The sequence below is a fragment of the Larkinella arboricola genome (genome assembly GCF_003259745.1).
Taxonomy (GTDB): Bacteria; Bacteroidota; Bacteroidia; order Cytophagales; family Spirosomataceae; genus Larkinella; species Larkinella arboricola.
The window spans coordinates 344746-369650 of sequence record NZ_QLMC01000003.1 but is presented as its reverse complement, the minus strand read 5'-3'; the positions used below and the strand labels follow the sequence as shown (position 1 = coordinate 369650).

Here is a 24905-nt window from a genome sequence, read left to right as displayed (position 1 = left end):
GATCTCCCTAATTTTATTTAGACATAATCTAATTAATTTTACGGCTGCAAAGGTATAGAATGGTTAAAAAGCGAAATGACGGGAAAGGGAGAAACTATAACGCAAAAGGGAGAAATCAAAAACATTGCCTGTATAGGAAGGCAGGATGCTACAGCTATCAATTATACGCTGAATTGCTTTGGAACGGATGAGGTTATAGAAAAACGCGACTGCCATCAGAAAGAAGATGCAGATGCCTGCAGCTACGAATATAGCTCACCGGGCGTTCATATTTGGTACGGCACTATACAGGCGAGGAAGAAAACAGAAATCCATTTTGAGGTTTCGGGTCCGTGTATTCAAATGGTTTTTTCGATTCAGTCTACCTTATATGGTTTCGATTCAGACCGTCGGCCCGTTTATAACTTCTCCAGCCACGAGCATAACATCCTGCTGGTAACCAACCATGTCGTTTCGGTTGAGGTACATCCGGAAGCGTGTGTTGAAACACTACTTATCACTTTAACCCCCGATTTATTCTTTAGTTATTTTGCCGCTAATACCGTTTTATTTGCCGGGTTTCGGAAAAACATTGGCTTGAAAATCCCAACTCGGTTTAGCCGCCAGAACCTGCCCATCACCCCAAGAATTAGCGTTTTATTGAATGATATCCTGTATTGTTCACTGTGTGGAGACAGCAAGCGGCTGTTTCTCCAGGCCAAAGTTATGGAGCTATTAGCGGTCCAGCTTGATCAGTATGACCAATGCCGTACCGAACCGGTTTATCCGCGAATCAAGAAAGAAGAGGTAGAGAAAATGCATCAGGTACAGCAACTTATGCTCGAAAATCCGGAAAAAACGTTTTCGTTAAAAGAGCTGTCCAGAGAAGTTGGTACGAATGAATATAATCTTAAAAAGCATTTTAAGCAGGTATTCGGCAACACGGTGTTTGGCTACCTCCAAACGTTCCGGATGGAAAAAGCCAAAGAGATGCTGTCCGATGGCAAGGTGAAAGTTGCAGAAGTTAGCCGGTTATTGGGCTACAAACACGCAACCCATTTTACAGCCGCTTTTAAAAAGCATTTTGGCTTTTTACCCAACAAGATAAAAGGAATTTTACTGGTCGATTTATTGGAAATTGACCTGACTGTATTCCTTGAAGTTATCTGAATAAGTGGCCTTAAACCGGCTGGTTGGTTTCGCTCAACTGGAACCGGGTTTTGGGCAGACTTTCCGGATATTCATCGCGCAGAAAGGCCAGAATATTCTCCCGGATGAAACACCGAAGATCAAAGCTTTCACCGGAATTGCGGGCGGAGGTAAGAATTCTGACCACCACGCAGGTAGGCTGAATGTCCGTTACCTGCACGGCGCACACTTCCCTATCCCACAAAGGGTTGTTTTCTACCAGTTGATTCGCTTTCTCCCGAATTCGTTCAACGGGTACGGTATAATCCAGATAGAGCAGAACCGTGCCCAATACCGAAGCCTGCGAGCGGGTCCAGTTCTGAAACGGTTTTTCGATGAAATACGTAATGGGCAGAATCAGCCGCCGACGGTCCCAGACCCGCACCACCACGTTGGTCAGGTTAATTTCCTCAATCCGGCCCCATTCGTTTTCTACCACAACGGCATCATCCACCCGAATCTGCTGCGTAAAGGCAATCTGAATACCGGCCAGCAGGTTAGCAATGGTGCGCTGGGCCGCAAAACCAATCACCACCGAGGCAATCCCCGCCGAGGTCAGGAAGCTCAGACCAATTTTTCGCCCGCCGTTGAAGGACAGCAGCAGAACCGAAAAACCGATCACCATAACGATAATGGTGAAAAACTGGCGCACAAACCGGATTTGGGTAACAAATTTCCGCAAGTGCAGATTTACGTCGCTGGCCGTATCGTACTGCCGGACGATCAGCCGTTCGCCCACCTTCAGCAACTGGACCACCAGCCAGGTAGTAGAGGCCACAAAGATGATTTCAGCGGCTTTTAAGGCAATGGGAAAGCGCTGAAAAGCCCGTTCCTGTACATTCGTGATGATCAGAAAGAACAGGGACGGCACAAACAGATAAAAGGCGTTTCGGATATACTGGCGCAGTAAACCCAGTACTTCACTATAGCGTCGGCGCAGAATAAGCCGTACTACCTGCGTTGTAATCAGATTGACCAAAAGCCCGGCACCGATAGAGACCACCAGCATGAGCCAACCCGAAATCTTACGGTTATGCCGCAGCCATCGGTCGATTTCAGTGCCAAATTGGCCTATAGTATCCCAGAAGTCCGTCCAGTTCATGGTTTATAAGAGGTGGTTTTCTATAAAAGCCGCAGAAATCGGAAATTGTTGCCTGACAATGGCAAAGATTTTAGACGAAAACAGCCCTCGTCAGTTACAATTCGCGCATCCAGTAGACCATTGGTTTGGGAGTCGAAACTTCTTCGCCCCGGTCCGGCCACGCCATATAGCTTCGTAAAGACGGTAGTTTGGTATACCCCCGTTTAAGCCAGAACGCGTCGTTGGGGCGGTAATCTGCCGGTTTGGCTGGGTGGTCTTCAGGTCGTTCAACGGCACAGAAGCAGGCGGTTTTGAACGTGCCAAAACTCCGGGCGTGGGCTTCCCGCTCATCGAAAAAGCGGTGCCCTAAACCCAGACCCCGGTACTCCGGAAGCAGAATGCTCTCACCAAAATAAAAGAGGGTAGTAAGGTCAAAGTCTGACGTTTCGAACGGTTTCCGGACCTCGGCGGTTTCGTCCTGTAACGGGATGCAGGTCGTAGCGCCCACCATTTTCGGGCCGTCATAAACGGCAAACAGAAACGAACGATCCGACCGCGCATAGGTTTCCAGATACGTTTTTTCGTACTCAATCGTGCCTTCGTAGAGATACGGAAAGTCGCGAAAAACCGCAATCCGCAGAGCCGCCAGCCCGTCGAAAACCGATTCGATCTCCCGTCCTCTTTTGGTCTGGAAAGAAAGTGACTGCATCGGCTGGGGTTTTTATTCCGAAACGGCTTTAATCCAGAGCGGCAGGTTGTAGTACGTTGTCACCCGGCTGATTTTGCCATCGGTCACTTCCAGAAAAGCCGCAGCCGGAACCACGTACGTTTGATGAGTAGCCGCTGGTAAGCCTTCTTCCGCTTTTTTGTAAATACCGTTGACAACGAACTCAACGGCCACGCGCTGGCCCGACGGTTCCGAAAAGAAAACCATCTCCGTCAGTTTTTCGTCGTACGATTCATCCATGTGGTGGACAAAAGCCGTGAATTTTTCAATCCCAATGCGCGCTTCGCCCTGATTCGGTTCGTGCCGGATGTCGGGCGACACCAGTGCCAGCATTCCGTTCCAGTCTTTCTGGTTGAAGCACTCGTAATAATTTTTCACAACGTCTAGAGCAGCCATTGATTCGTGAGGTTAGTTTGACGCAAATATAGGAAGGACAACCAGGAAAAATAAAAGCCCACGGTGTTAGTCGTGGGCTGATCAATCCAGGAGTTTCTAAAAGGAGTTTATGCCAGCAGCGGCTTTACCACTTTTCCGTGTACATCCGTCAGCCGGTAGCGACGGCCCTGGTGTTTGAAAACCAGCTTTTCGTGATCGATGCCCATCAGGTGCAGAATCGTGGCCTGAAAGTCATGCACGTGGACCGGATCTTTGACAACGTTGTAGCCAAACTCGTCGGTTTCGCCGTAAACCATGCCTTTCCGGACGCCCGCGCCCGCCATCCAGACCGTAAAGCAACGCGGGTGGTGGTCACGACCGTAGTTTTCCTTCGACAGTTTACCCTGCGAATAATTGGTCCGGCCAAACTCCCCGCCCCAGATCACCAGCGTATCGTCGAGCAGTCCGCGCTGTTTCAAATCCATAATCAGAGCCGCCGACGCCTGATCGACGCTCTTGGTTTGAATCTTGATGTCGTTGGGCAGATTACCGTGCTGGTCCCAACCCTGGTGGTACAACTGCACAAACTTGACGTCTTTCTCGATGAGCTTCCGGGCCAGAATACAGTTGGCGGCAAACGTGCCCGGTTTGCGCGAATCGGGGCCGTAGAGATCAAAAATATAATCCGGTTCTTTCGAAATGTCGAGCGTTTCGGGCACCGATGTCTGCATCCGGTACGCCATTTCGTACTGCGCCATCCGGTTGTTGATTTCCGGATCGAGCACTTGTTTGAATTGTTCCTGATGCAGTTTGCCGAGGTAATCGAGCATCCGCCGACGGCTGGTTTTGTCGATGCCCGGTGGGTTGTTGAGGTAATAAACCGGATCGGGGCCGGACCGGAACACGACGCCCTGGTGCACCGACGGCAGAAAACCATTGCTCCATAGCTTGGCGTACAGCGGCTGGTCGCCATCGCGGCCTTTCGAGAGCAGCACCACAAACGCCGGTAAATTCTGGTTGTCGGAGCCTAAACCGTAGCTGGCCCAGGACCCGAACGAAGGCCGTCCGGCCTGTTGCGAACCCGTCTGGAAGAACGTCACCGCCGGGTCGTGGTTGATGGCTTCGGTATGCATCGACCGGATAAAACACAGATCGTCCGTGATGCGGGAGGTGTACGGCAACAGTTCGCTGATCCACATCTGGCTCTGGCCGTGTTTGGCAAACCGGAATTTGGAAGCCGCCAGCGGAAACCGGCTCTGCCCGGCGGTCATGCCCGTCAGTCGTTGTCCTTTCCGGACCGATTCGGGCAAATCCTGGCCCCACATCGTTTCGAGTTTGGGCTTGTAATCAAACAAATCCAGCTGCGAGGGCGCACCGCTCTGGAACAGGTAAATGACCCGTTTCACCTTGGGCGAGAAATGGGGTTTGCCCGGCGCACGGTTTTCCTCGCTACTGGCCAATGCTTTTGCGGGGTTAAGCAGCGACGCGAGCGCCATCGCACCCAACCCGGCACTGGACCGGCCCAGAAAATTCCGGCGGCTCAACTGATCGTGTATTTCGTCTTCCAGGTTGTTCATAGCCTTTTCTCAGCTTAACTCTGATTTCCTCTGATCAACCCTGTGTAACTAAAAGGCTATTACACAGAGTTGATCAGAGGAAATCAGAGGGTTATCGTTTGATAATCGCTTCGTCAACGTTTAGGATGGTGCTGGTGACCACTGTCCAAGCCGCCAGTTCCGGTTTCGGAATTTTGGGGTCAATTGGGTATTCACCAACGCTCAACAGTTCGGCGGCTCGTTTGGGACTCTTCTTAAAGTCGGCCAGTTCTTCGGCGTACAGTTGCTTCATCAAAACCGTTTCTGCCGGGCGGGCCGGGCGACTGGTTACGGCTTTAAACACGTAGTCAATCAACTGCTCATTGTTAAGCCCCATGCTGCAAGCCTTCTGCCCCAATACCCGGGCGGCTTCGACAAACTGGGGGTCGTTGAGCGTCACCAGGGCTTGCAGGGGCGTACTGGTTTTCTGCCGTTTGACGATGCAGGTATGCCGTTCCGACGCATCAAAGTTGAGCATCATCGGCGGGGGCGAAGACCGTTTCCAGACCGTATACAAGCTCCGGCGGTACAGGCTATCGCCGTGGTTCTGCACGTAATTGATGGCGTTTCGGGTGGCCAGGGCTTCCCAGATACCGGCGGGCTGGTACGGGTGGACACTAGGGCCGCCAATTTTATCGGTTAACAACCCGCTGGCGGCCAGGGCAATATCGCGGACCTGCTCGGCCGACATCCGGTAACTCGGTCCCCGCGAAAGCAGCGAATTGTCTGGATCGGCGTCCAGCTTTTTCGCATCGGCGGACCGCGACGACTGCCGGTAGGTTGCCGACATAACGATCAGTTTGTGCAGGGCTTTAGCGTTCCAGACGCCCGACGCGCCCGCACCATCCCGGAACCGGACGGCCAGGTAATCCAGCAGTTCGGGGTGGGAGGGCAGGTTGCCCTGGTTGCCAAAATCGTCGCTGCTTTTCACAAGCCCCTCGCCGAAATACTGCTGCCAGAACCGGTTGACCATCACCCGGCTGAACAGCGAATTGTCCGGATGCAGCAGCCATTGGGCCAGCCCCAGCCGGTTTTTCGGATACTCCGCCGGGAAGGGCATTAGTTGGGCGGGCGTTTCGGGTTTCACCTCTTCGCCCGGCGCATCGTAGGCGCCCCGTTTCAGCAGGAAGGTTTTTCGCGGATATTTCCGCTCCTTCATCACCATCACCTGATTCGAATTGTTGTAAAGCCCCAGTTCCTTAGCCCGTAGCGCCTGCGCTTCTTCAAAGGCGTTCCGGTACGTCGAATCATGGTTGGTGACGTAATACGTGTATAAACCGGCCCGCTGGGTGGCCGTGCGTTTGGCGGCTGGTGTATACAAAGCCGTCGTTAAGGCGTCCGGCTGACCCGCCAGCGCCGGGATTTCCAGCGGAGTCAGGCTGCGGTTGTAAATCCGTAGCTCGTCAATGGCGTAATCCTTAATGTAGTGATCGTGAACACGGCCGATCAGGAAGGGTGAACCCGTCCAGTTTTTACCATTCTGACCGTGGTCGATGCTGTGCCGCAGGTTGTCGGTAACGACTTGAAGCGGAGCCGGTTTTCCATCCAGATACAGCTTAATACCGGCGGACCGGCCCGAACCGTCGTAGGTCATGGCCAGATGGAACCAGTGTTTGTAGCGGATTTTTCCGACGGTTTCTACATCCAGACTGTTGTCGGGCCAGACGTGGTTGACTGTCACTTTAAACCGGCCATCCTTTAGCAGTTCAATTTCGTAACCCCGATTGCCGTCAAAGGGTCCGTTTGATTTGCCCATCAGCATCCCTTCCACGCCCGGTTTGGCCACATTGAACCAGGCACTAACGGTAAAGGGCTGATTCTGCTCAAAATAGCCGACTGGCCGGGGCAATTCGATATTGCTGTCGCCTTTCAGATACCGCGCCATGCCAACCCGGCCTTTAATCTGGTACGGCATACTTTCGGGATCGCCCGCCAGCCGGGCCGGAAGCGTGTCGTTCACCTGATTCCAGAACGCGTTGCGGGGGTCTTTTTCGAGTTCTTCGCGGGTTTTCGGTACGGGCGGTTTCTTTACTTCCGGTAGGCCCAGTTTTTTCCGGCGCTCTTCTTCCTTTTTCTTTAAATCGTTCTCTTTCTTCCGTTCGGCGTCTTTGATTTTCTTTTCCTCCGAATGTTCGTAGGCTTTAAAATCCAGCCGGTCGGCTTCGTCGAAGGTATAGTGCGCCACCAGACCCTCTTTAATCGACGATTTGGGACTGCGTTCAGCCTGGGTTAGCCACCGTCCAAAACCGTGCTGATATTCCGGACGGTTGATATTCAGGCGCTGCTGTAACGGTTTTAGCTGGTCCCGAATAAATTTCAACTGAGCCTCCGTTTGGGTCGAGGTGAGCGTGAGGGTCGGGGCAGGTTCGCCGTTGTACGGTATCTGGCCGCGCTCGTTGTTGTTATTGAAAAAGGCGTATAACGAGTAATAATCTTTCTGGCTAATGGGGTCGTATTTGTGGTCGTGGCAGCGGGCGCACTCAACGGTCATGCCCAACATCGCTTTCCCGAACGTATTCACCCGGTCGGCGACGTATTCCACCCGGTATTCTTCGTCCACAATACCGCCTTCCTGGCTTTGCTGGTGGTTGCGGTTGAAGGCCGTTGCCAGCAGCATGTTTTGTGTCGGGTTGGGCAGCATATCGCCCGCCAGTTGCCAGGTAATAAACTTGTCGAACCGCAGGTTTTTGTTGTAAGCCGTAATCACCCAGTTGCGGTAGGGCCACATGGTTCGCAAACCGTCGTCCTGATACCCGTGCGTGTCGGCATATCGGGCCGCATCCAGCCACTCGACGGCCTGTCGTTCGCCATAATGCGGGCTACTGAGCAGCCGGTTGACTACGTTGGAGTAGGCGTTGGGCGAATTGTCGGCCAGAAAAGCGTCCACTTCGGCTACCGTGGGCGGCAAACCCGTTAAATCCAGCGAAACCCGGCGTAGCAGAGTCGCTTTGTCGGCTTCGGGGTTGGGCGTCAGTCCTTTTTCTTCGAGCTTTTTCAGGACGAAATGGTCAATCTCGTTTTTAGGCCAGCCCGTATTTTTAACCGTTGGAATGTCCGCCATCTGGGGCGCAATCAGCGACCAGTGCGGTTTGTATTCGGCCCCCTGCTCAATCCAGCGTACCAGCAGGGCTTTCTCCTCGTTGGTCAGCACCAGGTTCGATTCGGGCGTCGGCATCCGGTATTCCGGGTCGTTGGACACAATGCGGTGGTACGCTTCGCTTTTGGCCAGATTACCGGGTACAATGGCGGTTTTGCCACTTTCCGCCAATGCCTCATAGGCTCCCTCGGGTGTGTCGAGCCGCAAACCAGCCTGTTGTTTGGCCTTGTCGGGACCGTGGCAGGCAAAGCAACGGTCGGACAGAATGGGTTTGATGTGCAGGTTGTAGTCTACTTTTTCGGGCAATCGGCTTTCCAGTGCCACCAGTTCCGCCGGTTTTTCGACGCTAGTACCGCATGAACTCCAGACGGCCACCGAAAACAGTCCGATTGCCGCGCTTAAAAGCAGAGAGTGAAATCGTATGTCGGTAAAATGACACATACGAGCGAGGTTGTTTGAAAGAAAAATCCAAAGAATCTACAAAATTATATAAAATATTTCCGAAATAAACCAGTTTGCTTGCCAAAAAGTATAGTTTCTTGACCTGCCGGTCAATTATTTGGCTTTATCGGGTTCAGGGGCCGACGAATCGGCTTTCATAAACTGGGCAATTGAGCTTTCGCCCAACCCCATGTTGATTTCCAGATTCGGCATTGCTTTCTTCAGTTCAGCCACGCCAGCGTCGGTTACCTTCGTTTGCCAGAGGTAAACGGTCTTTAAGTTTTTTATTCCAGCCAGTTCCTTTAAACCCGCGTCGGTTACCGCCGTGCCATAGAGATTCAGGTATTCCAGATACGGCAGATTTTTGAGGTTTTTCAGGCCCGCGTCGGTTACCTTGGTTTGCTCCAGATGCAGCTTTTGCAGGTTTTTTAGCTGGGCTACCTGCGCCAGCGTGGCGTCGGAAACCTCGGTGTCGCCCAGTTTGAGCCAAACAATCTGCTGGCTTAATTTCGGTAAAGCCGCAGCCTGGGCGTCGCTGAACGTGCGGGCGTTGACGGCGCTGACTTCCAGTTGGTTCTGTTCTTTCGACAGCGGTAGGATCAGCAAACCGGTTTTTCGCAGCTCCTCAACGGCTTTCGGATCAGCCGCCGGAAGCTTCATAGTCAGAACCGGCGATTCGGGGGCCGGACCGCTGGCTACCTGCTGGCTGCCGGTTGCCGCACCCGATCCCAGCGACGCCAGAGCCGGTTTTACATCATCCGTCACCTTGAGTTCGGCTACCCTCTTGTCGAACGGAGCCCCCTGATTGATCCACCACGTCAGCAGCATAATCTGATTTTCGGTTAATTGCGGTTTGCCTTTGGGCGGCATGTGATCATCGTCTTCTTCCGGCAGCAGGCAGACCTTCATCAGACGGCTTTGGTCGGCCTTTCCGGCCACCACAACAGGGCCATCTTCGCTGCCCTTTTTAATCATTTCGGGGTTATCCAGCCGCAGATCGGCCTTCGATTTTTCGGGATTATGGCATTGTACGCAACGGGTTTTCAGAATCGGATGGACAATTTGCTGGTATACCATCGCCTGATTGACGTCGGTGATGGCCGGAATGTCTTCAACGGTTTGCTCCCGGGGCGGAATACCGGCCAGCGAGCGCAACGGTTCGGGGGTGTATTGGGTCAGAAAATCAGAGCCGTGGGTGAGTGAACCGCCTTCGTGACCGGCCGCCAGCAGCAGCAAGATGCCTAATCCTAAAGCCGGGAAATAAAGCAACTGACCCAGCCGGATCCGGGGGCCAATGCGTTCGTGTTTGACCGCCCAGGCAATCCAGGCGAAAACCGCCACGCCGATGCCTTCCCACATATGGTAGTTGAGCGTTTGTTCGTCATAGCCACCACCCAGCGAAAGCAGGTAACCGAAAATACACGCCATCGTCGCGCTGACTGCCGACCAGAACAAAATAAGTGTAATAGTATGAGAGCTAACACGTTGCCGACGTGTCACCCGGTCCAGTTCCAGCAAACCGGCAATCAGCAGAAAACCGATGGGCAGGTGGACGATCAGCGGGTGAAACCGTCCGAGAAACAGTGCCCATTCGGAAGGTTGGGGAGAGGTAGCCTGCAGGAGAATGAAACTAAGCATTGAATCGATGGGGTCGGGAGTAGGATCAATTTCAAATTCTGGGCCGTCTGTTGCGCCCAACTTTCTGCACATACCGCAGTAGGCCGGACCCGATTCACTATCGGTCCGGCCTGACGGTTTTATGGCGAAAGACGAAGCCAGTTAAGCTAAAAAGCAGTAAGTAACCTGCCAGTTTTATTAACTAACGCGTTGTAATTTAACCGGGTAGGTTTTCTGAGAGGCCCACTGCGGCACATAAACGTTCTCGTCGCCATCGACCAGCACATCGTGCGGGTGCATGAAAGCCGTGCTGGTCATGTCTTTCCGTTGCTCTTCGAGTTTGCCGTCTTTGTAAACCGGAGCCGTGCCGCCTGGCGTCGAAACCACTTTGTCGTTTTTGTCCAGAATCTGGATGTAACCCGAATTCGGATAGGAGTCGGACGTGCTGCGGAACACCGCGCCGTAAATCATGTCACCGTGCAGCACCGGGCGGCAGATGTAGGAGCCAGGTAAGGCGATGGTAGACATGTACTTACCGTCGAGCGTAAACCGTTTCAGGCAGTTGTGCCGCCGGTCGGTAATGAGCAACGTTGGGTTGGTTTTGTTGCGGGTATCGACCAGAATACCGTGGCAGCAGTCGAACTGGCCGTTTTCAGCGCCTTTACCGCCCCAGTGCCGGATGTATTTCCCTTTGCTGTCGTACTGTATGATGTAGTTTAAACCGTACCCATCGGCCACGTAAATATCCCCGTTTGCGGGGTTGATGGCGGTTTCGGTCGGGATGAACTGCGTGGGGTAAGCGTATTTGCCGGTTTCTTTGGGATAGTCGATTTTCAGCAATTCTTTGCCTTTCAGGTCGGTTTTGATGACCTGATGCCGGTTGTTATCGCAGATAAAAAGAAATTGCTCCCCGCCTTCATTGGACAACGTCAAACCGTGGCCGCCCGGATAACTGTTGCCCCAGGTTTCGACCAGTTTACCCGATTTATCGTAAATAATAATGTTGTTTTTGGTCTCGTTGGTCAGCAGAATCAGTCGTCCTTTGGCGTCTTCCACCATTTCGTGGCAATCGTTGACGGGGTTTTTACCCGCATCCAGCACCCCCCAGTTGGGCACCACGCGGTAACGGTGCGAACCGTGCCCAATTACCACCTCATCGGCTTTGGGTAGTGCTCCGAAGTTAATATTTGGAATGGTCAATCCGACGGCGGTTGCGGCTGCGGCCTGGTTGAGGAAGGTACGTCGGTTTACAGATTGAGAAGCCATAAGGTTAATTACAAAGGTTTTGGAATAGTGGTTTACAGTATCGTATCTACAGGCCGAAATCCGTAGATATAGTAGTCATGACAATTCGAGAAATCGTTCGGGATTGATACCCCGGTCTTCCAGTTCAAACGAATTCTTTATAATAAGTTGGTGAATATACTGCCAAAGTGATCGATTTGTCAACCAAAAACTTAGATCAACGTTCAGCACACTCTGTAAAAGGTCGCCGGGGTAGTAATCTCCTTCGGCAAACAGGTTTTTATTTAGCCGTTCGATGGCCAGCGGAATCAGGTGGGGCAGCGACATACCGTGGCCAATCATCATCCGGATGTCTTCCGTACTGAACTGATTCAGGGGTGTCTGCCGGAGGGCATGAATTTTCTGGTGTCGGCTGTCGGCCAGCAGGGGTTCTTCCCAATATTGATCTTCCAGTATTTCAAGCGTTTGCTCCTGCCAGTTTCTCTCCATAGGTTATCCAGCGAAAGGCCTTTTTATGCTTTCAGAAACGAATATACAAGCCCTTCCGCGGACCTGTTGCGGTGAAAAAATATTTTTTTACTGATGTGAGGTGATAAAGTACAAACTTGTCTGTGTTAAATACCACCAGTCAGGCCGTCGTTTTGCATGCAACAGGTACCCCTCAGTAATAGCGAAAGTAAGGAAGATGATTTGCTGCGTTCTGCGGTAAACCGTTTTGCTACCCCTCAGGGAAAAGTGACGGATGACGAATTGATTTTCCGGGAGCTTTTTGCGCAGGATCCAAAACGCGGGTGTGAGCTGCTGTTTCGGCGGTATTATGCCAATCTGGTAAACCACGCCGTGCGATTCGTGTATTCCAAAGACGTTGCCGAAGACCTGGTGGCCGAAGTCTATACGGTTTTCTGGCAGGATCGGATTTTTGAACGGATTACCACCTCGTATCGGGCCTACCTCTACCAAACGGTTCGGAACCGGGCTTACAACTACCTCCGCTGGGAACTTCACCCCGCCGATCCGCTGGAGACCCTCACTACGCAGGGCGCATCGGCCGCGCAGCAACCCGACGAAATTCTGCATTTCAGCGAACTCCACCAGAAAATTGAAGATGCCATTCAGGGGTTGTCACCCCAGTGCAAACGGGCTTTTCTGCTGAGTCGGGTTGACGGTAAAAAGTATCCGGAAATCGCTCAGGAAATGCAGATCAGCGGGAGTGCCGTCGAAAAACTGATGATCAGGGCCCTCAGCCACCTGCGGCAGGAATTGAAACGGCACCGGCTTCTTAGTCTGCTTGTGGGAATAATTATCTGCCCATTCTGAGGTATAGCACAAACAAGTTTTTCCCGTGACGAATCGGGCGTAATTCGAATATGGTATGGAATCCGAACAGATAAAGAGAATAGTGTTCGATTTTTTTGACGGAAAAGCGACCGCTTTCCAGCGCAAACTCCTGGCGGATTGGCTGTCCGATGATGCCAGCCGGGAGCAGTATTACCAGTATCTGGATGAATGGGAAAACCGGCGTCCGCAGGTAGCGGTGGATACCGAAACCGCCCTAACCCGGTATCAACTGATTCTGAACAATCAAAAAACATCCGTTGGGCCAGCGAAAATGCAGCCGGATTTATCGGCTGGCTTCTTTAGAAAATGGGCCCGCTGGGGCATTGCCGCTTCAGTTGTCCTGGTCGGTCTGGCTGGTGCTTACCTGTTTCGGGCGCAACTCCTGTACGAAACGCACCAGACGGCTTTTGGGGAAACCCGCGAATACCGGCTGGAGGATGGTACGGAAGTGACCCTCAATGCCAATTCCGTTTTGCGTGTTCCGCGCTTTGGCTTTGGTCGCGATACGCGGAAGGTTTATCTGGAAGGCGAAGGAGAGTTTAAGGTAACGCATACGGTAACCAACCAGCGATTTATTGTGCAGACGGCCGACCGGGTACAGGTCGAAGTCCTCGGGACGGAGTTTGTGGTGTATTCCCGGAAAAAGGGCAAACGGGTGTTTCTCAGCAAAGGGAAAGTGAAGCTCGATCTGCCGCAGGGTCAGCAGCTTTACATGCGCCCCGGTAATGTGGTGACCATTGCCAATTCGGGTAAATACCAATTGAGCCGAACGGCCACCGCACGCCCGTATGTCGCCTGGAAAGATCACTGGTTTTATTTTGATAACACCTCGGTAGCCGAAATCGCCGAGCAGATTCACGAACGGTTTGGCATCAAGGTAACGGTTCCGGATACCCGACTGGCGCAACGGCGGATTGCTGGCAACTATAAGGCAAAGCGTGCCGACGATCTTCTGCTGATTCTATCCGAGCTACTTAACCTGAATGTGGTTAAACGAGATCAGTACATTGAATTGCAGCCTTCTAAATACCTAAACCCTTAATTAACCTAGAAAATGTGTATTTCATGTTTACAGAAAACGACCCTGATTATGCTGGTTATGCTGAGTCACCAGCTAACCCGGGCGCAATCCATCGCTTTGGCCCGGCAGCATGATCGGTCGGTAGAACGCGCCCAGGCTACTCCAACGGCGGGGCATCGAATGAAAGAAGTATTAACGGAACTCAGCCGGCAGCATCAGGTCAGTATCCTGTTTGAAGAGACGACCGTGGGCGGGGTGACGGTTCCGGCAAACTGGCAGCTTCGTTCCGGAAAGCTGGAAAAACAGCTGGAAAAATTGCTAAAACCGTATGGGCTGGTGTTCCGGAAAATTGGCAATCAGGCGTATTACATCATTAAAAGTCCGGATAAAAAAAATGAACCGCCGAGATCGAACCCATCGACGTTCAATGGGCCGATTTCGTCGAAAGAACTGATGGCCGACCGTGCGCTGAGCGTGCTCCCGAACATTCCGGCAGTGACGATCGCCGATTTTACCGTAACTGGAAAAGTAACCGGCGAAAACGGGGAAGGACTTCCGGGCGTGAGCGTGGTCATGAAAGGAACCCAACGGGGGACGGTAACCAATGCCGACGGGAATTATACGCTTTCGGTGCCGGAAGGTTCGGCCGGCGCGGTGCTTGTCTTTAGTTTTGTCGGGTATGTATCGCAGGAAAAAACCGTTCGGTCATCGGCAACCGTCAATGTCATGCTACAGCCCGACGATAAAGTTCTGGAAGAGATTGTGGTCATTGGGTATGGAACGGCGAAGAAAAGCGACTTAACCGGGGCGGTTGGTACCGTACGGGAAGCCGAATTGAAGGAGCGCCCAACGGCATCGTTACAACAGGCGCTGTCCGGACGGATGCCCGGTGTTCAGGTCAACACCAATTCGGGCCGACCCGGTGGACGGAGCACCATTCGCGTGCGGGGGTTTAGCTCCATCAACTCCTCGAATAATCCCCTCTACGTCGTTGACGGGGTGATGCTGCCCCAGGGCACCCAAAACCAGTTTTCGTCGGCGATCGACTACATCAATCCCAACGACATTGTTTCCGTGGAGGTCCTGAAAGATGCTTCCTCGACGGCTATTTATGGTGCTCGGGGAGCCAACGGGGTTATTCTGGTGACCACCAAAAAAGGCCGGTCTGGTGAAGGGCAGATCAGCTACAATGTGGATTTCAGTGTGAACACCATTGGCCCGAACCCTCCCAAAGTTCTGAACGCCCGGGAATACATGGCCGTTGAAGACCTGGCCTGGGCCAACATGGCCAAATACGATCCGGATGGCTGGGCCGCAGGCAAATGGGCGTATCTGAATCCCAAACTCCGCCGGACCGATCCGCGGGTCTGGAATCCGGACGGCAGCCCCCAATACGATACAAACTGGATGAAAGAAACGACCCAGAACAAGCTCTCGCAGAACCATCAGCTGGGCTTCAGCGGGGGCAACGACCGCACCCAGTATTCCATTTCGCTTGGTTATCGTGATGATCAGGGGTTGATCAAAACCTCCTATATGAAACGGTATTCGGGGCGGTTTACCATCGACGATCAGGTGAAACCCTGGCTGAAAGTGGGCGGAACGCTCAGCTACAACAACCAGTCGGAAAACCTGGTGGACATCAACGATGCCGTAGCGCGTCAGATTGTGGAGGACTTTCCGTTTTTGCCGGTGCAGTACGAAGACGGCACCTACGCCAACAACCGCGATTATCCTTATGCCGAAGGAACGATGAGTTCATACCACCGCCTGATGGGCACCAAATACATTCTGAACACGCAAACGACCCTCGGCAGCCTCTACTCAACCATCTCCCTCGCGAAAGGACTTGAGATGCGCACCGTGCTGGGAACCAACGTTCAGACCCAGGAAAATAATTATTCGGTAACCCGGACGCTGAACATCGGGGGGAACGGCAATGCGTCGTCGAGCAATCGGAAAGAAACGTTCTGGTCGCTGGAGAACTACCTGACGTACAACAAAACGATCAACGAGAAACACGCTCTCAACGCTCTGTTAGGCGTTTCCTGGCAGGAAACCAACATCTTCACGGTCAATGCTAGTGTGAGCAACTTTGCCACCGACTATTTCGGCTTTAACAACCTGGGAGCGGGCGCTACCAACCCGCAGGTAGCATCGGGGGCTTCGCGGTTTTCGTTCAATTCTTACTTCGGGCGGCTCAACTACAACCTGATGGAAAAATACCTGCTGACGGTAACGGGCCGGGCTGATGGGTCGTCGAAGTTCGGGGAAAACCACAAGTTTGCCTTCTTTCCCTCGGCGGCTTTGGCCTGGCGGGTTTCCGAAGAGGATTTCCTGAAGAACAACCCCGTGATCTCGAACCTGAAATTCCGGACCAGCTACGGGTTGACTGGAAACTCGGAGATTCCACCCTATACGTCACTGGCGTTGCTGAGTTCGAACTACGCTACGGTTATCGGCGAAAGCCGGACCGCCGGCACCGGGATCAGCCGGTTGTCAAACGCAGATTTGCGGTGGGAAAAAACCGCTCAGGCGGACGTAGGGCTGGAAATTGGCTTGCTGAAGGGGCGGCTCAACCTGGAGGCTGATTATTACTACCGCAAAACGACGGATATGCTGCTGGATGCGCCGGTAGCGCGCACGAGCGGGTACGCCCTGATCCGGCGGAACGTAGGCTCGATGGAGAACAAAGGATTTGAACTGGGGCTGAACTCGGTCAACATTGATAGGGGCGGTTTTCAGTGGAACTCAACATTTAACATTTCGTTCAACCGCAACAAGGTGTTGTCGCTGGCAACGCCCTCGGATATTTTCAACGTGGGCGGTCCCAATTTCACTAACCCAACAAACGTCATTCGCGTCGGGGAGCCGGTTGGTTCCTTCTGGGGCCTGACCCGGCTGGGCGTCTGGAGCGAAGCCGAACGGGAGGAAGCCGCGAAGTTTGTCAGCTACCGGAATGGATTGACGATTCTGCCGGGCGACATAAAGTACCTGGATGTGAATGGCGACAAGGCCATTACCGACGCCGACCGGAGCATCATTGGCAACGGGAGTCCCAAAGGCTGGGGAGCGTTTACGAATACGTTCCGTTACAAAAATTTTGATCTGACTTTTGAGACGCAGTTTATGTTTGGCAACGATGTGATGGATTTGAATATTTCGACCAGCGAAGACCGTCAGGCGATCGCCAACAGCTACACCTCGGTGCTCAATGCCTGGACCCCCCAGAATCAGAACTCGAAGATTGCCGAAATCCGGGAAACCCGGGCGGGCTATGTCCTGAATGTGGATAGTTACTGGATCAAAGACGGTTCGTTCTTGCGGGGCCGCAACCTGCTGTTGGGTTATACCTTTCCCGGCAGCCTGACCAGTAAGCTGAAACTCAATCGGCTGCGGGCCTACGCCACCGTGCAGAATTTCTTTTTGCTGGTAAAAGATCCCATCATCGGTGATCCTGAAGTGACGCCGACCAACCAGGGCGAGAGCAACAGTGCCTTTTCGCAGGGGATGATCTGGCATAACTACCCCAAACCAACGACCTACCTGTTCGGTCTGCAAATCGGTTTGTAAGCCCTTAACCACTAACCAAGGATTTTCACTATGAACCCTATATATCGTAAAATGAGTACCGTGGCGTTGTTGGCAACCGCCTTGCTGGGACCCGCGGGATGCTCGGACTTTCTCACCGAGCAGGCCCCATCCAACCTGACGCCCGATAATTTTTATACCATTCCGGATCATGCCGAAGCCGCCCTGGCTGCGGTTTATGCCGATCTGCGGTTTGTCGGGGATGCGGCTGGAATCTTTTCTTCCAACTGGCAACTGCTGGAAGCACTAACTGGAACTTCCACGACCGAGACAGCGCAGAATTCAGACCTGAACAACCTATACGGACTGGTGCACGACGGCAACACGGCCCACGTCGTCAATTACTGGAACGGTCTTTACAAAGTCATAGCCAACGCGAATCAGGTGCTTGAGAAAGTACCCGCAATTACTCCCATGCCGGAAGCACAGAAAAACCGGATTCTGGGCGAAGCCCGGTTTCTGCGGGCTTCGGCGTATTTCACAGCCGTACGGTTGTGGGGCGATATTCCGCTCATTACCCAGCCGCAGACCACGACTTCACCGGATTTTCAGCCGTCGCGGACCGCGCAGGAAGAAGTATATAAGCTGATTATCGATGATCTGATGGCGGCTGAGGGAGCCGGTCTGCCCTGGATGGACGTGAGCGGTCGGGTGAACCGGGCCGCCGTCAAGACGCAGCTGGCAAAAGTCTACCTGACGATGGCCGGTTTTCCGCTGAACAAGGGGGCTTCCCACTACAAGCTGGCGGCCGACAAAGCCCTGGAGGTGATTACCTACGCCAATGCCAACCCCACGGAGATTAATCTTTTTACGAGTTACGAGGATATCCACCGGGAAAACACCAAAAACCGGCTGGAGCATCTGTTCATGTTGCAGTATAATACCGTAGTGGCCGGTAATCCAATGGATAACTTCTATCCAAACTTCAAACCCGTAACGTATAATGGCCCCTCGGGAACGGGTAGCTCGGTGCCAACGGCTGCGTTTTATGCTTCCTACGAAAAAGGCGATTTGCGGGCCAAGGATCAGGAGGGGTATTTCTATACAACGTATTTCACCAACGGCAATGGCCCCCGCTTTGAGTTGGGAGGAGCGTACGTGTTCAAGCATTTCAATCGGACGGCCAACGGCACGCAGGGAACGGCCGGTACGCGGCAGAATAATCTGAACGTTCCACAAATCCGGTATGCCGAGACGTTGCTGCTGTACGCCGAAGCGCAGAACGAGGTGGGCGGTCCAACGCAGGTGGCTTATGACGCCTTGAAGCGGATTCGCGACCGGGCTAAACTGACGACGCCCGCGCTGGGAACCTACACCCAGGCGACGTTCCGGGAAGCGGTCTGGCGGGAGCGCTGGCACGAGCTGTGCTACGAGCAAGTAACGTGGTTCGATATGGTTCGTTTGCGGAAGGTCTATAACGAAAGGACCAACGGTTTTGACAACTTTGTGGGACACATCAACCTGAGTTCAAATCAACCCTTGCAGGAGAAACACCTGTTGCTGCCGCTGGGTAGACAGGAGATGCTGAACAATCCCAATCTTACGCCCCAGAACCCGGGATATGCCAACTAATTAAATAAATTATTGTAAATTAGAGGTTTACCAGAAAGTGCTTTTAAGGAAAGGCCACGGATTATTACGCTTTCACAACGATTTTACAGTAGAAGCGGCTGGGGCAACGGTTTATTAATAGAAGGTTTTCTGGTGGAATTTGATTCAGTTTTTCGTTCAATGTTACCAGTGATAATGAAGCGCATCAAAATACGTTGGTTTGGCGGATTGCTACTGGGGTCGGTCTGGTTCATGGTGTGCCTGTTGGTTCAGGGGTGTGGCGGGGTGGAAAAACCGGCCGAAATCGAACAACTGGCCGATCAGCTTCCCGATCAGGTGGACTATAACCTGCATGTCAGACCGATTCTGTCGGATAAATGCTTTTTCTGCCACGGTCCCGACAAAGCCAGTCAGAAAGGCGGGCTGGAACTGGCAACCCGCGAAGGGGCGATGGCGGCTCTGAAAAAAGCGAAAAACAAGAAGCACGCCATCGTGCCGGGCGATCTGGCCGAAAGCGAGGTGTATTACCGGCTGGTAACGACGGACGAAGACCAGATGATGCCCCCCAAATCGTCGAACCGGGTGCTGACCAACTACGAAAAAGCCGTGCTCCTGAAATGGATTGAGCAGGGCGCGGAATACAAACCGCACTGGGCGCTGATCAAACCGGAAAAACCGGCGTTACCAACCGTTAAAAACACGTCGTGGTCCAAAAATCCAATCGACTATTTTGTTCTGAACAAGATGGAAGCGCAGGGACTGACGCCCTCGCCCGAAGCCGACCGGGAGAACCTGCTCCGCCGGGTAACGCTCGATCTGACGGGGTTGCCGCCGACGGTCGAAGAGGTTGACGCTTTTCTGGCCGACCGCGCGCCCAACGCCTACGAGAAGGTGGTCGATCGGCTGCTGAAATCACCGCATTATGGGGAGAAAATGGCCGTCGATTGGCTGGATGTTTCGCGCTACGCCGACACGCACGGCTATACCGTGGATCGCTACCGCCCCATGTGGCCCTGGCGCGATTGGGTGATCCAGTCGTTTAACCGGAATCAGCGGTTCGATCAGTTCATTACCTGGCAACTGGCGGGTGACCTGCTGCCGAATGCAACGCGTGAACAGCGGCTGGCGACGGCCTTCAACCGCAACCATTCGCAAAACATGGAGGGCGGGATTATCAACGAAGAATTTCGGGTGGAATACGTGGCCGACCGCGCTAATACCATCGGCACGGCCCTGATGGGGATGACCGTCGAATGCGCCCGCTGCCACGACCACAAATTCGATCCCATCAGCCAGAAAGATTATTACTCCTTGTTTGCCTTTTTCAACAACGTGGACGAAGCCGGGCAAATCTCCTGGGACGACGCCATGCCGGTACCGACCATGCTGCTGACGGAATCGAAACACGATAGTCTGCTGGGGTTTTTGGATACCAAAATCAAAACCGCCGAAACGGCGCTGAACCAGACCGTTCAGCAGGAACAAACGGCTTTTGCGCAGTGGCAGACGAAAACGGGTCAGGCCGTACCGTTTGACTTCCGGAAAGGCTTACAGGCTCATTTTACGTTTGACAAGCTGGTCAACGGCACGTTTCTGAATGCCGTCAGCAAGAAGGACACCGGCAAAGTGCTTGATCCGGTGCTGGTACCGGGCAAACATGGCCAGGCGTTTCAGTCCAACGGCGACGATATTCTGAAACTGGGCGAGGTCGGTATTTTCAACCGGTCGCAGCCGTTCACCATCGGCGTGTGGATCAATATTCCGAAAGATGTGAATAAAGCTGCGTTGGTGCACAAGGGTAACGGCGATATTCTGTACAATTTCCGGGGTTATTTTCTAAATCTGCGCGACGGGAAAGCCGAACTGCTGATGGCCCACACCTGGCCGTACAACAACATTGTCCGGATTGGCAAGGAGGTACTGCCCAAAGAAAAATGGATTCACCTGACCATGACCTACGACGGTTCGAGCAAGGCCCGCGGATTGCGGTTATATGTCGATGGCAAGGAAGCGGCTTTGGTGACCGAAAAAGATAATCTGTACAAAGACATTCTGTTCAAAGGCTCCCAAACCGGGTTGATGGTGGGGGCCGATATGCGCGGAACGGGTTTCAAAAAAGGGTCATTCGATGAACTGGTGGTTTATAACCGGGAACTGACCCCGCCGGAAGTCCGGGCGCTGGCCAACGCCGATCCGCAGTTAACCCCCGACAAAAACTATTATCTCAACACGGTTTCGACGGCCTACCAGCAGCAGCGTGCCGAATTGCAGAAACTCCGGGCGGAACAAAACCGGATCATGGAGGAAATTCCGGAAATCATGGTGATGGAGGATATGAAAACGCCCCGGCCTACGTACCTGCTCAAACGCGGTGTTTACGACGCCCCCGGTGAGCGTGTACAGCCCGACGTTCCGGCCAGCATTCTGCCGTTCCCGAAGGAGTACCCCAAAAACCGGTTGGGCCTCGCCAAATGGTTGCTGCACCCGGATAATCCACTGACGGCCCGGGTGGTCGTAAACCGGTATTGGCAAACGTACTTTGGAACGGGGCTGGTCAAATCGGCCAACAACTTCGGGAATCAGGGCAACCTGCCGACGCATCCGGAACTGCTTGACTGGCTGGCAGTGCAGTTTAGAGAAAGTGGCTGGAACGTGAAAGCCATGCAGAAGCTAATCGTCATGTCGGCGACGTACCGGCAATCGTCGCGCGGAAGGCCGGATTTGCTCAAAAAAGATCCTGAAAATACCTGGCTGGCGCGGGGACCGTTGTTCCGGCTGACGGCGGAAATGATTCGGGACAACGCGCTGGCATCCAGTGGCCTGCTGTCGGGTCGTTTGGGGGGTGAAAGCGTAAAACCGTACCAGCCGGAAGGGTTGTGGGCCGTCAACAACACGACGTATGAGCAGGACAAAGGCGAAAAGCTGTACCGCCGAAGTTTGTACACCTTCTGGCGCCGGACCAACCCGCCCCCGTCGATGAACACCTTTGACGCGCCTTCGCGGAGTTACTGCGTGGTGCAGCGGCAGAAAACCAGTACACCGTTGCAGGCGCTGGTGCTGCTTAATGATCCGCAGTTTGTCGAAGCCGCGAAGGTGGTGGCCGCCCGGTCGTTTGAGCAATCGAAAGAGTTGCCGGAGCGGTTGACGCAGCTATTCCGGTTGCTGACCGGTCGAAAACCGGTGGAGAAGGAACTGGCGATTCTGAGGAAACTGTACGAACAGGAATACCGCAAGTTCCGGCAACATCCCGCCAAAATGCAAGGGTGGCTTCAGGCGGGTGAATACCAACTGCCGAACGTCGATGAAAAGCCCGCGCTGGCCGCCGGGGCGGTTGTTGCCAGCACGGTGATGAATTCCGAAGCCTTTATTACGAAACATTAACCCAGAACCGATGAAAGAGAAACTGGCGCAAAGTCTGGCCGATACCTTTAACCGGCGGTCTTTTCTGAACAAGGCATCGTGGGGCCTGGGCACGCTGGCGCTGGGTTCGCTGCTGCCTACCTCCGGACTTTTCTCGAATCCGGCTGAACGGATTGAAACCGTGCCGCACCGCGCTCCGAAGGCCAAGCGGGTCGTTTACCTGTTTCAGAGCGGAGGACCGTCGCAACTGGAAATGTTTGACTACAAGCCGTATCTGGCAAAAATGCACGGTCAGGATTTACCCGAATCCGTCCGGAAAGGACAGCGACTGACGAGCATGAGCGCCCAGCAGTCGGCCCTGCCGCTGGTGAGTTCGCCGTATGAATTCCGGCAGCACGGCAAAAGTGGCGCGTGGGTGAGTGAATTGATGCCGTATACGGCCAAAGTAACCGACGATTTGTGTTTTATCAAGTCGATGTACACGGAGCAGATCAACCACGACCCGGCGCTGACGTTTTTTCAGACTGGCAATCAATTGGCCGGGCGGCCCAGCATTGGCTCGTGGGTGAGTTACGGCTTGGGTTCGGCCAACGAGAATCTGCCCGCGTTTATCGTCATGGTATCGAAAGATGCCCCGCAGGACCAGCCGCTGTACGCCCGCTTGTGGGGCAACGGTTTTCTGCCGTCCAAACACCAGGGCGTACAGTTCCGCTCCGGCAGCGATCCGGTTTTGTACCTGAGCAATCCCAATGGCTACAGTTCGGCGGACCGGCGTTCCATGCTCGATGCGCTGAAGGACTTAAATCAGGTGCAGGAAGAACTGTACGGCGATCCGGAAGTTTCCAATCACATTGCACAGTACGAAATGGCGTTCCGGATGCAGACCTCCGTTCCGGATGTAAACGACCTGTCTGACGAACCAGACTGGGTATTTGATCTCTACGGCGAAGAAGCCCGCAATCCGGGAACGTATGCTGCTAACTGCCTGATGGCCCGCCGGTTGCTGGAACGCGATGTGAAGTTTGTGCAGTTGTATCACCAGGGTTGGGACCAGCACGGTAATTTGCCCAAAGCGTTGTCTAAACAGTGTAAAGCCACCGATCAGGCGTCGGCGGCTCTGGTGCAGGACCTCAAACAGCGCGGTTTGCTTGATGATACGCTGGTGGTTTGGGGCGGTGAGTTTGGCCGCACAAACTACTCACAGGGCAAGCTGACCAAAGATAATTACGGCCGCGATCACCACCCGCGCTGCTTCACAATGTGGATGGCGGGCGGGGGCGTCAAGCCCGGAATCACCTACGGCGAAACCGATGAGTTTGGCTACAACATTGCCCGAAACCCCGTACACGTCCACGATTTTCAGGCCACGCTGCTGCACTTGCTGGGCATCGATCACGAAAAACTAACCTACGAATTTCAGGGCCGCCGGTTTCGGCTGACGGATGTGGAAGGCAAGCTGGTGAAAGGAATTCTGGCGTGATCTCATTCGGTTTTACCCGATCACTCTTTATTCGAAGAATATAGTGCGGCAGATAACCACGAACGTGATTGGAGATGTCGTCTGGATTATTAACTTTGTAATGAAAAGTACTTTTTGTTGAAATTTAGTACTAGACCAAAAACAAGGTAAATAATACGCTATAACCAGGCTAATCGTAATCCTTTGGACCAATGATTTTTCGACCAATTTTGCTTTTAAGCTTCATGGCGGTGCTTTTAAGTTGCTCAGTGGACAGAAACCTTGATTCATCAATTCCCCGCCTACAGACCCCACTTGATCAGATTGCCTATTTGCGTACAAAATGGAAGAATGGCCAGCACATTGAAACGGTTTTCTACGACCATCAAAATCGAATTTTGGAAGTATATAACTTTGGCCTTACCAACTCAAAATGGTTGAACATCTATGAAGGAGATACGCCTGTTACATCCATTTACTTCTACCACAGTGATAGCTCTGAAGCTGGATATATTACGATTGATACTTTACGTCGGGGGTTCGATTCTAAGGGCCGATTAATACTGGAGTCGCACATTCAGGCCTCGCTTTCCCGGTTTGGTGAGCCTAAAGGGGAAGGGTTTAGTAAACGCTATCTGGCTTATTCGGCTACTGGGGATACAATCGTAGAAAAACAGGAAAGCAGTTATTTATCCATAAACCATGACTCTTCACAAGTAGCCGATATCAGCCACTGGGACCGTGACGATAAAAAACGTATTCGGCGCTTTTACCGCTTGTATGTTTTTAAAGGACCTGCCGACCCTCAACCTGACACGATTTATCACTTTTCGCGACAGTTTGCATATGATTCCGAAGGAAAGTTAAAAATGGCCTGGTTCGACAGCATGTATTTAGGCCGTTTTTATGCACCAGCTGGTCCTGATACGATCTGGTATCAATACAATTCACAAAACCGGTTAATAGGAGAGCGACACCGCTATACGGCCGATATGCGAAATAAACGGGAAATCAATACCGGCAGTTTTTCGATTGCCGAAAAGCGATCGGTGGAGTGGGATAAAAAGCGTTTTTTTGAAGGGATTGCCTATAACAACCGGATTGATGTGATCCGGTATCAGTACGAGGTATTTAACCCGGCAAAACACCTGCCATTGATCATTCCAGATTAAAGCTAAAGCACAGAGATTCTAAATGACTTTCCTCTGGTTACATCACGGTTGTGGGAACAGGTCCTTTA

Annotated in this window: 16 protein-coding genes; 8 read left to right on the top strand and 8 right to left on the bottom strand. The window is 53.0% G+C overall.

All coding sequences use genetic code 11. The annotated features are described in order from the left end of the window. Window positions 1-75: 75 nt before the first annotated feature. A complete protein-coding gene (locus LX87_RS12905) occupies window positions 76-1149 on the top strand; it encodes a helix-turn-helix domain-containing protein (protein ID WP_111628654.1) in 1074 nt (357 codons plus the stop codon). Window positions 1150-1159: 10 nt separating this feature from the next. On the opposite strand, the gene LX87_RS12900 is transcribed toward LX87_RS12905, so the two are convergent. The 8 genes from LX87_RS12900 to LX87_RS12865 all read right to left on the bottom strand — a co-directional run bounded on the left by LX87_RS12900 (window position 1160) and on the right by LX87_RS12865 (window position 11834). Further along, a complete protein-coding gene (locus LX87_RS12900) occupies window positions 1160-2269 on the bottom strand; it encodes a mechanosensitive ion channel family protein (RefSeq protein WP_111628653.1) in 1110 nt (369 codons plus the stop codon). 94 nt (window positions 2270-2363) lie between these two features. Next, the gene (locus tag LX87_RS12895; protein WP_111628652.1) at window positions 2364-2957 is read right to left on the bottom strand and encodes a GNAT family N-acetyltransferase; all 594 of its coding nucleotides are present in this window, start codon (window positions 2955-2957) and stop codon (window positions 2364-2366) included. Between the two features lie 12 nt (window positions 2958-2969). Further along, window positions 2970-3371 carry a ketosteroid isomerase-related protein gene (locus LX87_RS12890; RefSeq protein WP_111628651.1) on the bottom strand — a complete coding sequence of 134 codons (402 nt, stop codon included), beginning with the start codon at window positions 3369-3371 and terminating at the stop codon, window positions 2970-2972. Window positions 3372-3478: 107 nt separating this feature from the next. Next, complete coding sequence (locus LX87_RS12885; RefSeq protein ID WP_111628650.1) at window positions 3479-4927, bottom strand: DUF1501 domain-containing protein; 1449 nt, start codon at window positions 4925-4927, stop codon at window positions 3479-3481. Between the two features lie 91 nt (window positions 4928-5018). After that, complete coding sequence (locus LX87_RS12880; protein ID WP_111628649.1) at window positions 5019-8483, bottom strand: DUF1553 domain-containing protein; 3465 nt, start codon at window positions 8481-8483, stop codon at window positions 5019-5021. Between the two features lie 114 nt (window positions 8484-8597). Continuing rightward, window positions 8598-10121, bottom strand: a complete 1524-nt coding sequence (locus LX87_RS12875; RefSeq protein ID WP_111628648.1) for a c-type cytochrome domain-containing protein — start codon at window positions 10119-10121, stop codon at window positions 8598-8600. Window positions 10122-10298: 177 nt separating this feature from the next. Next, complete coding sequence (locus LX87_RS12870; RefSeq protein WP_111628647.1) at window positions 10299-11366, bottom strand: NHL repeat-containing protein; 1068 nt, start codon at window positions 11364-11366, stop codon at window positions 10299-10301. A 75-nt stretch (window positions 11367-11441) separates the two neighbouring features. Continuing rightward, window positions 11442-11834, bottom strand: a complete 393-nt coding sequence (locus LX87_RS12865) for a contact-dependent growth inhibition system immunity protein (RefSeq protein WP_111628646.1) — start codon at window positions 11832-11834, stop codon at window positions 11442-11444. A gap of 156 nt (window positions 11835-11990) precedes the next feature. Here LX87_RS12865 and LX87_RS12860 point away from each other — a divergent pair, with 156 nt between their 5' ends. The 7 genes from LX87_RS12860 to LX87_RS12830 all read left to right on the top strand — a co-directional run bounded on the left by LX87_RS12860 (window position 11991) and on the right by LX87_RS12830 (window position 24837). After that, window positions 11991-12662 carry a sigma-70 family RNA polymerase sigma factor gene (locus LX87_RS12860; protein WP_111628645.1) on the top strand — a complete coding sequence of 224 codons (672 nt, stop codon included), beginning with the start codon at window positions 11991-11993 and terminating at the stop codon, window positions 12660-12662. Window positions 12663-12717: 55 nt separating this feature from the next. Beyond that, the gene (locus LX87_RS12855; protein ID WP_111628644.1) at window positions 12718-13725 is read left to right on the top strand and encodes a FecR family protein; all 1008 of its coding nucleotides are present in this window, start codon (window positions 12718-12720) and stop codon (window positions 13723-13725) included. A gap of 432 nt (window positions 13726-14157) precedes the next feature. Continuing rightward, on the top strand, window positions 14158-17277 hold the full coding sequence (locus LX87_RS12850) for a SusC/RagA family TonB-linked outer membrane protein (protein ID WP_229310684.1): 3120 nt from the start codon (window positions 14158-14160) through the stop codon (window positions 17275-17277). 30 nt (window positions 17278-17307) lie between these two features. Further along, window positions 17308-18867 carry a RagB/SusD family nutrient uptake outer membrane protein gene (locus LX87_RS12845; protein WP_111628643.1) on the top strand — a complete coding sequence of 520 codons (1560 nt, stop codon included), beginning with the start codon at window positions 17308-17310 and terminating at the stop codon, window positions 18865-18867. A gap of 174 nt (window positions 18868-19041) precedes the next feature. Continuing rightward, window positions 19042-22227: a DUF1553 domain-containing protein gene (locus LX87_RS12840; RefSeq protein ID WP_111628642.1), complete on the top strand. Its 3186-nt coding sequence runs from the start codon at window positions 19042-19044 to the stop codon at window positions 22225-22227. A 10-nt stretch (window positions 22228-22237) separates the two neighbouring features. After that, on the top strand, window positions 22238-23686 hold the full coding sequence (locus tag LX87_RS12835) for a DUF1501 domain-containing protein (RefSeq protein ID WP_111628641.1): 1449 nt from the start codon (window positions 22238-22240) through the stop codon (window positions 23684-23686). Window positions 23687-23877: 191 nt separating this feature from the next. Next, a complete protein-coding gene (locus LX87_RS12830; protein ID WP_146624481.1) occupies window positions 23878-24837 on the top strand; it encodes a hypothetical protein in 960 nt (319 codons plus the stop codon). Window positions 24838-24905 lie beyond the last annotated feature (68 nt).

Coding starts and splice junctions, on each gene's coding strand:
- LX87_RS12905 (WP_111628654.1), top strand. CDS start 76: ATGACGGGAAAGGGAGAAACTATAACGCAAAAGGGAGAAATCAAAAAC.
- LX87_RS12900 (WP_111628653.1), bottom strand. CDS start 2,269: ATGAACTGGACGGACTTCTGGGATACTATAGGCCAATTTGGCACTGAA.
- LX87_RS12895 (WP_111628652.1), bottom strand. CDS start 2,957: ATGCAGTCACTTTCTTTCCAGACCAAAAGAGGACGGGAGATCGAATCG.
- LX87_RS12890 (WP_111628651.1), bottom strand. CDS start 3,371: ATGGCTGCTCTAGACGTTGTGAAAAATTATTACGAGTGCTTCAACCAG.
- LX87_RS12885 (WP_111628650.1), bottom strand. CDS start 4,927: ATGAACAACCTGGAAGACGAAATACACGATCAGTTGAGCCGCCGGAAT.
- LX87_RS12880 (WP_111628649.1), bottom strand. CDS start 8,483: ATGTGTCATTTTACCGACATACGATTTCACTCTCTGCTTTTAAGCGCG.
- LX87_RS12875 (WP_111628648.1), bottom strand. CDS start 10,121: ATGCTTAGTTTCATTCTCCTGCAGGCTACCTCTCCCCAACCTTCCGAA.
- LX87_RS12870 (WP_111628647.1), bottom strand. CDS start 11,366: ATGGCTTCTCAATCTGTAAACCGACGTACCTTCCTCAACCAGGCCGCA.
- LX87_RS12865 (WP_111628646.1), bottom strand. CDS start 11,834: ATGGAGAGAAACTGGCAGGAGCAAACGCTTGAAATACTGGAAGATCAA.
- LX87_RS12860 (WP_111628645.1), top strand. CDS start 11,991: ATGCAACAGGTACCCCTCAGTAATAGCGAAAGTAAGGAAGATGATTTG.
- LX87_RS12855 (WP_111628644.1), top strand. CDS start 12,718: ATGGAATCCGAACAGATAAAGAGAATAGTGTTCGATTTTTTTGACGGA.
- LX87_RS12850 (WP_229310684.1), top strand. CDS start 14,158: ATGGCCGACCGTGCGCTGAGCGTGCTCCCGAACATTCCGGCAGTGACG.
- LX87_RS12845 (WP_111628643.1), top strand. CDS start 17,308: ATGAACCCTATATATCGTAAAATGAGTACCGTGGCGTTGTTGGCAACC.
- LX87_RS12840 (WP_111628642.1), top strand. CDS start 19,042: ATGAAGCGCATCAAAATACGTTGGTTTGGCGGATTGCTACTGGGGTCG.
- LX87_RS12835 (WP_111628641.1), top strand. CDS start 22,238: ATGAAAGAGAAACTGGCGCAAAGTCTGGCCGATACCTTTAACCGGCGG.
- LX87_RS12830 (WP_146624481.1), top strand. CDS start 23,878: ATGATTTTTCGACCAATTTTGCTTTTAAGCTTCATGGCGGTGCTTTTA.